Genomic DNA, 12,969 nt, shown 5'->3' with positions numbered 1-12,969 from the left:
CCACGATGAGGCCGGCGGCCGTGGCCCGGCTGTACCCCAATCTTGCAGCTTCAACCCCGCGTTGTCACCGCCTGCCTGCAAACCGTGCACAGCCTGCACATATCGGGCCACACAAGACTCTAGTCGATGCGTCAGGTTCGCAGGGCCAGCCCCACGGGCAGGGGCCGACAAACGATCGCCTACGTCACGGTTGCCGCTCCGTCCTGTGAGAAGACGGGGTTCGACAAGACCTGTAGCTCCCCGGAAGCCCGCGAGAGCAAGAACCCGGGGCCCGCTGGCGTCTCGCCGTCCCGCTGGACCCGCTCAACCAGCGCCCCTCACGGCCTCGGTGACGGCGGCGCACACGGACTCGTCGTCGACGAAGGCACGCCATCTGGCAGAGCCGGTGAAAGATGACATTCACTCATGTGGCACGCCGCCCGCCCCGGAGGTGGCATGGCTCATCCCGCAGGGAGGGGCACTGCCCGCAGGAGTGCCTCGTGCGGATGAACCTCGATGGTGGCCGCGCGGAATGCGATGCGGGTCTGCTTGCCTGGTGGGGTACCGCGTCCGACCGGAGGAGGACCTTACTTGAAGCGGGACCGCGCTACCGAGTTGGTCCAGGCGATGCTGACACGGCTTGACTGCGGAGAGCGTCCACTGGACCTGGTCGAGGAAGTCTATCTTTTTGGGTCCTATGTCCGCGGTGCTCTGGACCCCCACGATGTCGATGTGGCCGTCCAGCACGCGGTGGACGAGGCGTTCGCGCGTCACCAGGTCAGTGCGATGCTCGCCGGACGGGATCCGTACGCGTCAATGAAGAAGGCGCTGGTGGGGAGCACCCGAGGCTTGTCATTGCAGTTCCAGCAGCGCGACGATCTTGTCGCGGACGGCATTGAGCTGACCCTGCTCTGGCGGCGAGGAGACACACTCGCGGAGGCCGAGCGACGCCTCGCCGCCATGAAGCCGGATCCGAAGGCTGGCTCGGCGCCGCGCGACCACATGCTGCCGGTCTTCGAAGGCCTGGAGCGCTGGCTGCCCCGCCCGCGCGGATCGATCTCTTCGGCTTGCACGCTGCCGGAGCCATCGAGATCACTGCCCTCACTCTGGACGACGCCCTACCCGCCAGCCGAGCCGCTGTGCGGTGGCTCGAGCAGCGGTGGAGCGACGATAGCCCCTTGCGCCGCGCCGCCTCGGCATCGCTGGCCTACTTGGAGACTGTCCGCGGCCTCGCCATCAACGAAATTGAACTGCATGGCCAGTCCGCAGGGCGAAACTCTGCGGAGGTGCGCTGTTTCGTAGATCTGGGTTGGCGATACTTCGACATCCTGCGAGACCGGATCGCTGATGGCCAGGAATGGTTGGAAGTAATCCGGCCGACGCGCACTCGGCCTCTCCACGCCCTGTGGATCACATCGAAGCGGTCTCATTCTATTGCCGATACGTCTGGGTAAATTATCGGCAGACCGGCAATGCATTGCCGAATGGTGGCATGTGCGGATAATTTGGCCGGAGTCGGATGTTGGCCGCGCCAGGACGGGGAGCGGAAGAGGCACTCCGGGGACGCTGATCAGCGCTACCATAGGGGTGTGAGGCAAATCACTCTCGAACTCCCCCTCGATCGCCGCCTCTCACGCGCCTCTCACGGACTGGGTGTCATGAGGTGTCATCAGGCGTCATGTGTGGCGGACGAGGTGGGCCCTGACCTGCGGGATTCGGACTGATGAACACTAGTCGGACGCCCTTTCGACCGCTGGGGGTCAAGGGGTCGCAGGTTCAAATCCTGTCGTCCCGACGTGAGTCGGAAAGGCCGTTGGCCGGGAGAAATCCCAGGTCAGCGGCCTTTTGCGTGACGCCCCGTCAGTGAAACGGGGGCCTGCAAGGACCTCTAAACGATCTTGCTGGGGACCAGATGGGGACCAGCTCCGGACACGGACCACCGCATGCGGCGTCTCCGGGGACCTGGCAGGTGGGTGCCCGCTGGCCCTGTCCGAGCCAGAATAGCCAGAACGCGCCCCTCGGAGACAGCTACCCGGGCAATTCCTCCTGCGAATTCCACGCCGTTCCGGTGGGTATCTGGCCACGCGCCAGCCGCCGCGCTCCTGACGCCGCGCCAACAAGCATCGGAAGCCGCAGCTGAGAAGCCCCTGTCGCGATTACTCAGCGGCCGTCCGGCGGCGGTTCTGGACATGGGAGGAAGTTCCACCTCCTAACGCCAGGCAGGAAAGGCGCGCGAGACGGCTTTGTAGCGTTCCCACATGCCTCGAACCGCACCGAGCGGCGCCGACCGCGAACTGATGGACCTCGCCGCAGCCGACGGACACCCCGTCAGCGCCAATCAGCTCAAGCACTGGCGCAGGAGAGGACTGCTGCCCCGCCCCGAGAGGGTGTACCTCGGTCGAGCCGGAACCAGGACCATGTACCCGCCAGGAACCCCGGACCTCGTGCGCTCCCTGGCGCGCCACGCCGGCCCGGGCCGTAGCGTCGACCTCCTGGCCTTGCTGGCCTTCATGAGCGACAAGGCGCCGGTCCCCGAGCTCGCACTCAAACGCGCACTCGCCAAGAACTACTTCCCCCGCCGCCAGAGCGATCGGGAGGCCATCACCACGGCCATGGCCGAGGTGCCGAAGGGGTTCAGCGGAGACGACGTCTACTACGACATGGCAGAGGCGGAGGCGAAGCTGGAGGTTCGCAATGGTGGGCCGATCATCCGCCAGATGCGCCACAACCTGCGCCGACGACCCGACCTGGCCAAGGCGTCCCGCGGCGAGCTCGACGACCGCCTGATCGGAGTCCTGACCAACCTGAACCGGCCCGAACTTCCTGAAGACGACCTGGAGTTCATGGCGGACCTTGAGGCCGTTCTCGCACTGGACACCGATGAATCGAGCCTCGCGGTAATCGGCGTCTGGGAGTACCTGGCCATCAGTCATGCCGGTCAGATGGCCGAGCAGACCGAGACGTCGGGCGAGGAACGGCTGGACCGGCTCTTCGCCGCGACGATGGCGGATCTTGAGAGCCTCCGCGCAGAGGTCGGTCAGAGGCAGGAGCAGAACTGGGAGAGGGCGTCGGCCGGCCTCCTGGGCGCCTTGCCGCTGGACCAGCCCCGGCTCGTGCGGCACGCCGCAGCGGAGCTTGTCGAGTGGATGAGCGCCAAGACCGTCCACCCGGCCGGGACGGTCATGGCAGACCGGTACTACATCGACAGCCTCTCGGACCTGTATCTGCGGTGCTTCATCGCCGGTGCCAAGCGCCTTGCCGAGCAGGACGAACGAGCTGCGAACGGCAAAGCCAGAAGGTCGAGCGAAGGGGAAGGGCGGGCAGCGTTCATCGCTCGCACTTCAGGGGCGACTGGGAGGCACCGTCGCGGCGGCTAGAAGGGGTGGGCCTAGTGCCCGATCACTTCGCGCTTTCGAGGCCGGAAGATCCGGCAGCGCGCTGCCAGGAGGTCCGCCCGATGAGGGGTGGCGCGCTGTAGGGCTGCCTGGGTCCCCGAGTAGTTGTCAGTGGTCTCGGTACCCACGTTGAGTGAACAAACCCGCGATGGTGGCGGCAGGGTTAGGTGCAAGCCGTATGCTCCGACGCGGGCAGCGGCACTTGACAGTCGAAGGGTTGGTACGGTGGCGGAGCAGCATGGCAGGCCGTCAGAACAAGCGGATCCGGCCGGACTCGTGCTGGAGTTCCAGCATGCCCATCGGCTGCTGGATCCGGCCGCACACGATGTGCACCGCTGGCGTGTGACCGTGACCGACGCCAATGGCGGTCAGGTCGGCCTGCTGGGTGTCAGCCGCTGTCGGCCATGGGGTGTCGGCAACTTCAGCGATCGCCGTACATGGGCAGCCCGCTGACGGAGTTGGCCCGGCTCACATCGTCCTCGCGGATGTCCGAGTGCTCAGACCGCCGACGACAGCAGCAAGTGCGCCCAGGTCTCCACCCAGGACACCGTGGTGGTCAACAGGGTCGGGATGAGCCCGATGAAGGCCTACGACAAGAGCCCGGACGTCCCCGACTCCGCGCCGTAAGCCGTAGGCCGCCCACGCGAGGCCCGCGCGGCGCCGCCCAACCCCGGGGACCGGGCAGCGGCGCCGGCCGCGTTCGGGGGGAACGGTCCAGGGCACGCAGCCACGGGCCGGGCTCGGCGGCCGGTCGGCGCCCGGTCGACCAGCGGCAGCCACCAGCCCCGGTGCTCCCGGTACCGGTCGGCAGCGGCGGCCAAGGCCCCGGTGAAGTCGACCTGCGGGCGGTAGCCGAGGGCGCGCGGCCTGCTGTTTGCTGGGGCTGTGCCGGGCTGGCGGGAGCGAGCACCGGCCGACCTCGTCGACGGGACGCTCGCTGCCACCCGCCGGGTGCAGAAGCGGGTCCGCAGGCTTCCCGCACGGGTCACGGTCTACTTCGTCCTCGCGTTGTCGCTGTTCGAGGCCGACAGCTGCTGCGGTATCTGGGCCTCGCCGGTTGCGGGGCCCAGGACACCGGCCTGCGATCCGTCGGAGTCCGCGCTGCGGCAAGCCCGGCGTCGTGTCGGCCGGGCCTCTGCGGATGCTGTTTGAGGGGCTCCGCGGTCCGCTCGCCGAGGCCGACCGCCCGGGAGCATGGGGGCGGAGCCTGGGTCTGGTGCCCTGGGACGCGCGTGGTTCTTGGCACCTACAACGTCGAAGCTGTCAGCGGCCAGCTCCGCATGGTCGCCGACTTCGGCGACCGCACTCTCACCATCGGCTGACAATCGCCCCGGCTCCGCGCTCGTGAAGCGGTCGCCGTGTTCATCCTGCTCCTTCGTTGACTGCCTTTACATCTCAGCCGCGGGAATCGAATGGACCAGGCGCGGTGCTTCCTCGGCGGCCGCTGTGTGCCGCCCGTGCCACCACGGCGCAGCCGCCGGCTTCGCCTCCGCACCCGGCATCGCGACGGACTTGATCAGCTCCCCCGCGCGCCCGCGGATATCGATGCGGACCGGCAGTGTGCGGTTCCGCACGCTGGTTCCGCCGGGCCCGACAGGGTGCACCTGCCCCAGTACCTCTGTCACGGCCTTGACGAGCGCTGCCGCCACGGCATCCTCGGTGATCTGCCCGATGTCGTCCCTGAGCCAGTGCAGGACGAGCGCCCAGTCGTCGCTTCGGGTCCCCGTGCGGGGCTGGGTGGGCTCCGCGCTGAGGCCGAGCTCCGCGAGGGCCTCGATCAGTGACTCCACGTCCTGGCCGTCGAGGTGCTGGAAGTTCTCTTCGATGAGCAGCTGTGCCATGAACGTTCCCCCATGTGATGGCCGGTCGGACACGGTCGCGGGCGGTGCGCCTGCAGGGCGTCGTCCTGCGACGATGCCGCGCCCCAGCCGACAGGATTCCGCCGGAGTTCCCTGATGATCGATCAGTGATCTCCATGAGATTGACGGCCGTTCCAGTCCACCTGGTTTCCGTTGCCGACTATCTTGACGGATTCCGTACGCACGGACTCCGGGCCTTAACGCGTTCTTGCCCTCGCCTCTGCGGGATGTTGAGTGGGGCTGCCGCGACCTCCGACGGGTGGTGTTTTGGAGGTGGGGGTCCGGCTCTGCGCTTGCCGAGAACCTCGTCCAACGAGGTTAGACGGCATGTTGGTAGGACTCCCACTGGATCGGTGCGTCGACCTGTGCCGTGCACCAGGTGCGGACGACGCCGGCGTGGAACCGCACGTCCACGCGTCGCGGCCATTGCTGCGGCCGGGGTGATCGCCGGGTAGGCGCTCTCGGAGATCGTCACCGCGCTGGTCAGGGCGGTCTTTGCACTGGCGAAAGGGCCTGCCGGAGATCGACCTGTCCAGCGTGCGACGGCGGATCAGGGACGTGGGGGAGCGGCCCGGCTCCCTCCCGCACCGTCCTGGGCCGTCCGGGCCCGGGACAGGGCCGGTCGGGTGCAGGCTCCAGCGTTGCGGTGTTGATCGGTAGCAGGTGGCCAGGGACTTGTCGGTGGCGTCCTTCGCCCACGGCGCGTCGATGTGACCTACCGGGGCGGCGGTGGCCGACGCATGGATTTCGTCAAATCGGGTTCAGGGAGGTGCGGTTCCGTCGTCCTTCTCACGTAGTGTCCGAGCACGGTCAGATGTTTCGTACGTGTGAACTGGGTTCCTACCTCTCGCCGTTGACAAGGGGCTCATCGTGAAGACCTCGCACCTGCGTGAAGCACCGTCCGTGCCACCCGTCCAGCCCATCGGTCCGGTGGCCGCCGAGGCAGCCGACCTGGTGCGACAGCTCGACGCAGAGGGAGTCCTGTCGGCCGAGGCCGCGGAACGTCGGGTCGGGGAGATCGCACAGGAGCTTGCCGTTACGGGCACCTACCGGCAGAGCGAGCAGGAGCTGCTGGTGGGCACCCGGATCGCCTGGCGCAACAACCCACAGTGCATCGGCAAGTTCTACTGGAAGGGACTGGAAGTCCGGGACTGCCGCGACATCGGCGTCGGCGGCGGCGATGAGAACGCCCTGTTCGAGATGCTGGTCGAGCACCTCCGACTGGCCTGGAACGGTGGGAAGATCCGCCTGCTGCTGACCGCGTTCACCCCGGCCGAGCCCGGCATGCCAGGGCCCAGGGTGTGGAACGACCAGCTCATTCGCTACGCCGGCTACCGACGGCACGACGGGTCGGTGCTGGGCGACCCCGAGACGGTCGAGTTCACCGAGGCCGTGCTGCGGATGGGATGGCGCGGGCAGGGTACCGAGTACGACGTGCTGCCGCTGGTCGTCCAGCGGCCCGGGTGTGAGCCGAGGTGGTTCGAGCTGCCGCCGGACGCGGTGCCCGAGGTGCGGATCGGCCACCCCGACTTCCCGTGGTTCGAGGACCTCGGCCTGCGCTGGCACGCGTTTCCGACGATCTCCAACCAGGTCCTGGAACTGGGTGGCCTGCGCTACACGCTGGCCCCGTTCAGCGCCTGGTACACCTGCACCGAGATCGGTGCCCGTAACCTGTCCGACAGCAACCGCTACGACAAGCTCCCCGAGGTCGCCCGCGGCATGGGGCTCGACACCAGCCGCGACCGCACGCTCTGGCGGGACCGCGCACTGCTGGAGCTCACCGCGGCCGTGCTGCACTCCTACGACCAGGCAGGGGTGTCCATCATCGACCACCACTTCGCCACCAAGCAGTTCGTGCGGCACGAGGAGCGCGAGCTCAAGCACGGCCGCCGCTGCCCCGCCGACTGGTCCGCCATCGTGCCGGCCACCAGCGGCTCGACCACCCCGGTCTGGCAGCGTCGCTACGAGCCGACCAGGGCACTGCCCAACTTCTCCCCGCACCAGGTGCCGTGGGCAGTCGGCAGCTCAGCTCCGGGAGCGGTCGTCGACCAGTAGCCGCGGCGGGCCCTCGACCCGCGCGAGGCGCCACTCGCGCGAGCGGGCCCTGCCGTGCGGATCCGCGTCGAGAATACGCAGCGCGTGTCCGGAGCGGGTCGATTCGGGCCCCAGTCCGGCGCCGACACGGTGCGGCAGGGTGGAGCGGACGATCTCCCAGCGGCCGCCGCGGATCCTGCCGAGCGACACCTCGCAGTCCAGTAGCGCGGCGGCCGCGGCACGGCCGGCGCAGCCGAGTACCCGCTCGGCGAGCGATGCCGATGACAGCCCGAGTGCTCGGAGCGGGGCAGCCCGGTCCCGGGCATAGCCGAACCAGGAGCCCACCCCGACGAGTTGACCCGCACAGGCCTCCGCCGGATCCTCCAGCACCGCGCCCGCCGGGGAACCCGCCGCTCGGTCGGCGGGTTCCCCGGTGTTCCAGGTAGCCCTCGTGCAGGCCGTGCTCGATCAGCACGCCGTCCTCGAAGCGCAGGGTGCCCGCGTCGGCCAGCGGGGCCGGCGGGTGCAGGTCGATCAGACGGGCCCAGCTGAACACCTCGCCGTCCTGCTCCAGGACGCCGGCGAACGCCTTCTGCGCGCTCAGCGCCAGGAGCTGCGGGCGGTCCAGCTCGGCCAGACACCTGCCGCGGACCGTCTCGGCAAGGCCCGGCGGTTGGTGCAGATCCGTGAACAGCGCCAGTCCCCGACCCTACTCACCCCAAGTCAAAGTACCTGCAACGCGCCGGGCAAGATCCTGCGGAGCTGACCGGCGGGGTTCCGACCCGGGCGGGCACCGGGTCGGGGTGAGCTGGCTCCTACTGGAGCTTCCACTGCTGGTTCCAGGCGTTGTTGCAGGTCCAGACGCCCAGGGCCTTGGCGTCCTCGTCGTAGGTCAGGCAGTCCTGGTCGGTGGTCCGGATCTGGTACTGGCCGTTGCCCTGACTGACGAGCTGCCACTTCTGCGCGTCGGCGCCGGTCCACGGCTTGGCCTCGGCGAGGTAGCTCTCGGTGTTCTCGGTCAGCGCCAGGCCGGACACGGCACTGGTGATCTCGTAGCGACCGTTGCCCACCGAGGTGAACCGCCAACCGGAGTTCTTGGCACCGCTGTTGCCGGCAACGATCGACGGACCCGAGGCGACCCCGGTGACAACCGGGGCCTGGCCGGTCTTCACCCTGGGGTAGAGCAGACCGACCGGGATGCTGCCGCCACCACCGCTACCGCCGCCCTGGTGCATGGGAACGCCAGGGGTAGCGGGCGTGCCGCCGATGGGGGTGCCGCCGCTCTTGGGGACACCCGGGACCGTCACCGGGGTGCCGGGCGTGGCGGGCGTGCCGCCGATGGGGGTGCCGCCGCTCTTGGGGACGCCCGGGACCGAGACGTCGCGGGCGGGGAAGTGGATGATCCGCTTGCTGTCGACGCAGCGGATCAGCACGCAGGACCTGGTCGTGGACACGGTCCGGTCGGAGTCGTTGCCGACGAAGGCCCAGTTCCCGTATCCGCCATCACCCTTGTTGGTGAACGTCGAGTCACCCGCGAAGACCCAGATTCGGAAGTCGTCGTAACCAGCCGGGCCGCCCTCCGAATCGTGGTGCTTCAACTTGACGGTGGTGTCGACCAGCACCCCGCTCATGTCCGCCTCATAGGTGTTGCGGAACCAGATCGTGTCGTAAAGATCGGTCCCGTCGTACTTGAACACCATGACGTTGAAGCCCGGTGCCGCAGCGCTCAGTTGGCTCGCCATCCGCTGGGTGAACGCGGCATTGTCGGCCTGCGCGGTGAGCGCCGCACTACGGAAGCCCCCGATCACGACACCGATGGAGTTGATCAACGCGCTGTAGCAATTGCCGTTGCCGATGTTGGCGGGCCCGCCGACCCCCGGCTCCATGCCCGGGCAGTCGGTCGCCGCCGAAGCCTGCTGGGGCACCGCCATCAGGCCCGTCACGGCCAGGGCCGACAGCAGGGTGCCGGCGACGACGCGTTGGGTGGATGTGTTCGTCCGGCGGGAGGAAGCGCGCATGCTGAAAGTGCCCCGATCATTCGGCGTGATGACGTTCGTCTGCGGAGAAGAGACGGTTCTTTGGATGCTAGGGCCGCTCACAGCTCCCACCCAGGGTCCCTGACGGCTCCTTGACGGAGCGCGGTGATCTTCTGCCCGAACGGGCAACCGCGACCCGCGGGCTCCGGCGGGCGGCTCGCACCTTGGCTGCTGTCAGGGCAGCTTTCCGAGGCCGAGAAGGAGGCTTTGCGGATGGTGGGGTGGTCGGCGATCCGGATCCTGCTCGTCGACGACCACCCCGTGGTGCGGGAGGGACTGCGCGGCATGCTCGACATCCAGCCCGGCCTGGAGGTCGTCGGCGCCGCGTCGTCCGGCCCCGAGGGCGTGGCACTGTGCGCGCGCCTGAAACCCGACATCGTACTGATGGACCTCAGGATGCCCGGCGGGGACGGCGTGGACGCCACCCGGCAGATCCTCGCCGCTCATTCCGGCGCCACCCGCGTCGTCGTCCTCACCACCTACGAGACCGACCGCGACATCCTGCGCGCCGTGGAGGCCGGCGCCGCCGGCTACCTCCTCAAGGACGCCTCCAGCGCCGATCTGGCCGAGTCCGTCCGGGCCGCCGCGCGCGGTGAGACGGTGCTCGCGCCCACCGTGGCGGCGGCGCTCGTGTCCCGGCTGCGCGGGGGCGAGCCGGACCGACCGCAGCTGTCCCAGCGGGAACTGGAGGTGCTGAAGCTCGTCTCGCAGGGATGCACCAATTCTGAGATCGGTCGCCTCCTGTTCATCGGAGAGCACTGTGAAGACCCACCTGCTCAGGAGCTTTGGCACGCTCGGGGTCTCCGACCGCACGGCTGCCGTCACCCGGGCGATACAACTCGGGCTGCTGTCGGCGGGCTGACCGACCGGTGAGCGGTGGGCGCTGCCGACCCGTGACCGGCGCGGCTTCGGCTTCCACTCCGCCGACGCCGTCATCGCCCTGGTCATGCTCACCCTCGCAGGCCCCCGCCCCACCCTCCCAGGACGCCAACCCGCCACAGCATTACCCACACATCAAGCAGGAGAGCCCGTTTTGCAGGTCGTAGGCCGTTTCCGCTTCTGGCGGGAGCGGCCTTTCTGGCGTTTCGTCACGTGGTGGTCGCACGGTGGTCGCACCGTTCACAGCGGAATGGGTGCCTGACCTGGGCGTTCGCGTCAGGCCCTGTGTTGACGCTCGGCGAGGTGGTCGCGGACCTGGGCGATCAGATTCCCTGGCCGGTCCGCACGTTGGGTCGTGTGGAGGGCGAGTTCGGCGCTGTCGAGGAGTCGGGCGATGGCGTCGACGGCTTCGCGTGTTGTCTGGACGACGATCACCGCATCAGCGACACCACCCGCCGCCTCCAGCAGGACCTCGACCGCGAGGAGGCCGCCCTCGGCACCCCGTGACCCCCCGCCGGGCACCGAGCAGGCCGAGCGGCGGCCGCCCGTGAAGGAGGCTCAACGACGGCGTCGCCCCGGGGACAGTGCGCTGAGCGCCGCGCACACGATCCACACGGGGCGGCGGGTGACCGGATCCGCGCGGCTGATGCGTCCAGTAGGGCGAGTCCAAGGACACCTGCTACCGGTCAGCCTCGTCCGCAGCGGCGTCCGGGTGCTCGTCATCTCCTCGGGACCGTCCGCCGCGGTCGCCAGCATCGGCATCGCGCAGGCCGTCGAGACGGCCGCGCCCGGTGGTCGGCGGCGAAGGCTTTGAGCAGGCCCCCGGCCACCCCCTGCCACAGAACCTGCGGCAGGCGAGCCTCGCGCCGGCGCCAGAGGTCAAGCCTCGGCGGGCTGCAGCTTGGTGCACCCGCCGGCTGCAGCATGCTGCACTCGAACCCTTCCCCGGGCGGTCGCCGGAGGTGGCATATTTCAAGCCGTTGAGCAACACAGCAGTAACACGGGGGAAAAGATGAAGAGCACGGTATTCTGCGCGCGGCGCGGCCGGGGTGACTCTGCCCGGACGACCGGGGCCCTGTTCCTGGGCACTGCCGCCGTCTTCACGCTTCTGGCCGCCGGCAGCAACGAGGCGGCGCAGGCCAGGACCGGTACGGGTGCCGCCCCGGCCGGTGGTGTGGCCGTTCTGCGACAGGGCGCCCAGACCGGTGCCGACGGCCCGCTGCCGCTGCACTGGTCTCCGCTCGAAACGCACGCCTGGGACTGACGGGCAACGTCGCGCGAGAACGTATTTCTCATCCTGTTCGTCATGGTGCCGAATCCCGCTTCCCGTATGCCGGAAGCATTTCCGCGTCATGTCGAATTCCTGTCCGGGAGTCCGGACTTACGAATTCAGAGTATTTTCGGAAAGGTTCGCTACATGGGGGACGTGAGCGGCGCCGAGCAGCTCGACGGGGCCGGGGAGGCTCCGGAGGCCCTGCCCGAGGGGCTGCGCAGGCTCGACGCGCTGGTGTCGCACGGCGGCGGGCTGATCGGGCGGGTGGCCCGGATATCGCAGGAGTCGTCGGGCTTGACCGTCTACAACTCGACGATGGGGGAGCTGGAGCACGTCCAGCCCAACATCCGGTCGACCAGCAGCCGTGCCTCGGGCGTCGAACTCGGCGGCGGGGGCGGCGGCACCGATCCACAGCTGGCACGAGCCATCTCCATCGCCGAGGCGCTCGAACGCTACTCCAGCTGCGTCCTGCCGAAAGACCTGGTGTGGGCCACCGCCGACGACCTCGGTGACCGGGCGGCCGATCTCGGCCTGTTCCCGCAGGCGAGCAAGGACGAACTGGCCCACCCCGCATGCCCGGTCGCGGCACCGGAGCGCGACGAGTCGATCCGCTGGACCACGGCCTGGTCGCTGACCGAGGGCCGCCCGGTGATGGTGCCGGCCGTGGCGGTGTGGCTGCATATCCCGGCTCTCACGCCGACCGAGCGGTTCACCCTGCCCATCTCTACGGGCTGTGCGACGCACACGGACCTGCACCGTGCCCTCCTGAACGGCATCTGCGAGGTCATCGAGCGCGACGCGATTGCCCTCACCTGGCTGCAGAAGCTACCGCTGCCCCGGATCGAGTTCGACACCATGTCGGACGAACTGGCGCGCTCGCTGCGCGAGGTGGAGCGCAAGGGGATCCGGACGACCTTCTTCGACGCCACCTCCGAACTCGGCATACCGACGCTGTACAGCCTCGACGAGGACCCGCGGAGCGAGCGGGTGCGCCACGTGGTCATGTGTGCGACCGACTTCGACCCGGACCGGGCGGCGATCAAGATGCTGCGGGAGACGGCGTCGTCCCGGATCGCGCTGGGCACCGCTGAGCCGGCGCCCGCCAGCGTCGACGACTTCCACAGCGTCTTCCACGGCGCGACCTACATGGGCGCGGCCGAACGCACTGCGGCTTACGACTTCCTGCGCGCGCCGGACAACGGGGTGCGGTCGTTCTCCGCCCTGCCCCGGCCGTCCACCGGCGACGCCCGGGAGGACCTGCGGCTGGTCCTGGAACGGCTGAAGGAACACGGGATGGACGTGTTCGCGGTGGAGATGACCACCACGGAGGCGCGGGAGGTGGGCTTCCGGGTCGTGCGCGTGATCATCCCGCAGCTGATGCCGCTCTCCTTCTCGTACCGAGCGCGGTACCTCGCCCACCCGCGGCTCTACGACGGCCCGCGCGCGATGGGCTACCCCGTTCACTCGGAGACGGACATCAACCCCTGGCCCCAGCCCTTCGCGTAGGGACGGCA

General features: G+C 69.0%; 12 protein-coding genes and 1 pseudogene. 10 read left to right on the top strand and 3 right to left on the bottom strand.

The genetic code is table 11. The features are described from left to right. Positions 1-570 precede the first annotated feature (570 nt). The 4 genes from ACWC9T_RS14335 (at position 571) to ACWC9T_RS14320 (ending at position 4,526) form a co-directional block, all read left to right on the top strand. Positions 571-1,281 carry a nucleotidyltransferase domain-containing protein gene (locus tag ACWC9T_RS14335; protein ID WP_449821338.1) on the top strand — a complete coding sequence of 237 codons (711 nt, stop codon included), beginning with the start codon at positions 571-573 and terminating at the stop codon, positions 1,279-1,281. Between the two features lie 956 nt (positions 1,282-2,237). Further along, positions 2,238-3,356 carry a hypothetical protein gene (locus ACWC9T_RS14330; protein WP_449821337.1) on the top strand — a complete coding sequence of 373 codons (1,119 nt, stop codon included), beginning with the start codon at positions 2,238-2,240 and terminating at the stop codon, positions 3,354-3,356. A gap of 243 nt (positions 3,357-3,599) precedes the next feature. After that, on the top strand, positions 3,600-3,827 hold the full coding sequence (locus ACWC9T_RS14325; protein WP_449821336.1) for a hypothetical protein: 228 nt from the start codon (positions 3,600-3,602) through the stop codon (positions 3,825-3,827). 432 nt (positions 3,828-4,259) lie between these two features. After that, a complete protein-coding gene (locus ACWC9T_RS14320) occupies positions 4,260-4,526 on the top strand; it encodes a transposase domain-containing protein (RefSeq protein ID WP_449821335.1) in 267 nt (88 codons plus the stop codon). Between the two features lie 236 nt (positions 4,527-4,762). On the opposite strand, the gene ACWC9T_RS14315 is transcribed toward ACWC9T_RS14320, so the two are convergent. Then, on the bottom strand, positions 4,763-5,215 hold the full coding sequence (locus tag ACWC9T_RS14315) for a hypothetical protein (RefSeq protein ID WP_449821334.1): 453 nt from the start codon (positions 5,213-5,215) through the stop codon (positions 4,763-4,765). An 888-nt stretch (positions 5,216-6,103) separates the two neighbouring features. Here ACWC9T_RS14315 and ACWC9T_RS14310 point away from each other — a divergent pair. Then, positions 6,104-7,288, top strand: coding sequence for a nitric oxide synthase oxygenase (locus ACWC9T_RS14310; protein WP_449821333.1), 1,185 nt, complete (start codon positions 6,104-6,106; stop codon positions 7,286-7,288). Here ACWC9T_RS14310 and ACWC9T_RS14305 read toward each other — a convergent pair. Next, positions 7,259-7,657, bottom strand: coding sequence for a hypothetical protein (locus ACWC9T_RS14305; protein ID WP_449821332.1), 399 nt, complete (start codon positions 7,655-7,657; stop codon positions 7,259-7,261). The genes ACWC9T_RS14310 and ACWC9T_RS14305 overlap by 30 nt on opposite strands. A gap of 61 nt (positions 7,658-7,718) precedes the next feature. Here ACWC9T_RS14305 and ACWC9T_RS14300 point away from each other — a divergent pair, with 61 nt between their 5' ends. After that, on the top strand, positions 7,719-8,033 hold the full coding sequence (locus ACWC9T_RS14300; RefSeq protein WP_449821331.1) for a hypothetical protein: 315 nt from the start codon (positions 7,719-7,721) through the stop codon (positions 8,031-8,033). A gap of 49 nt (positions 8,034-8,082) precedes the next feature. Here the strand turns inward: ACWC9T_RS14300 and ACWC9T_RS14295 are convergent, their stop codons facing one another. Further along, entirely contained in the window at positions 8,083-9,285 is a 1,203-nt protein-coding gene (locus ACWC9T_RS14295) for an RICIN domain-containing protein (protein WP_449821330.1), read from the bottom strand. 231 nt (positions 9,286-9,516) lie between these two features. On the opposite strand from ACWC9T_RS14295, the pseudogene ACWC9T_RS14290 reads away from it, so the two are divergent. From ACWC9T_RS14290 to ACWC9T_RS14275, 4 genes and pseudogenes are all read left to right on the top strand, one after another. Beyond that, positions 9,517-10,165, top strand: a pseudogene (locus ACWC9T_RS14290) (response regulator). Between the two features lie 320 nt (positions 10,166-10,485). Next, positions 10,486-10,689: a hypothetical protein gene (locus ACWC9T_RS14285; protein WP_449821329.1), complete on the top strand. Its 204-nt coding sequence runs from the start codon at positions 10,486-10,488 to the stop codon at positions 10,687-10,689. Between the two features lie 505 nt (positions 10,690-11,194). Next, positions 11,195-11,446 carry a hypothetical protein gene (locus tag ACWC9T_RS14280; protein WP_449821328.1) on the top strand — a complete coding sequence of 84 codons (252 nt, stop codon included), beginning with the start codon at positions 11,195-11,197 and terminating at the stop codon, positions 11,444-11,446. A gap of 153 nt (positions 11,447-11,599) precedes the next feature. Further along, entirely contained in the window at positions 11,600-12,961 is a 1,362-nt protein-coding gene (locus ACWC9T_RS14275; RefSeq protein WP_449821327.1) for a YcaO-like family protein, read from the top strand. Positions 12,962-12,969: the final 8 nt, after the last annotated feature.

Source organism: Kitasatospora sp. NPDC001159, from assembly GCF_053598235.1.
The sequence above is the reverse complement of the archived record's forward strand: the minus strand, read 5'-3'. Positions and strand labels throughout refer to the sequence as shown.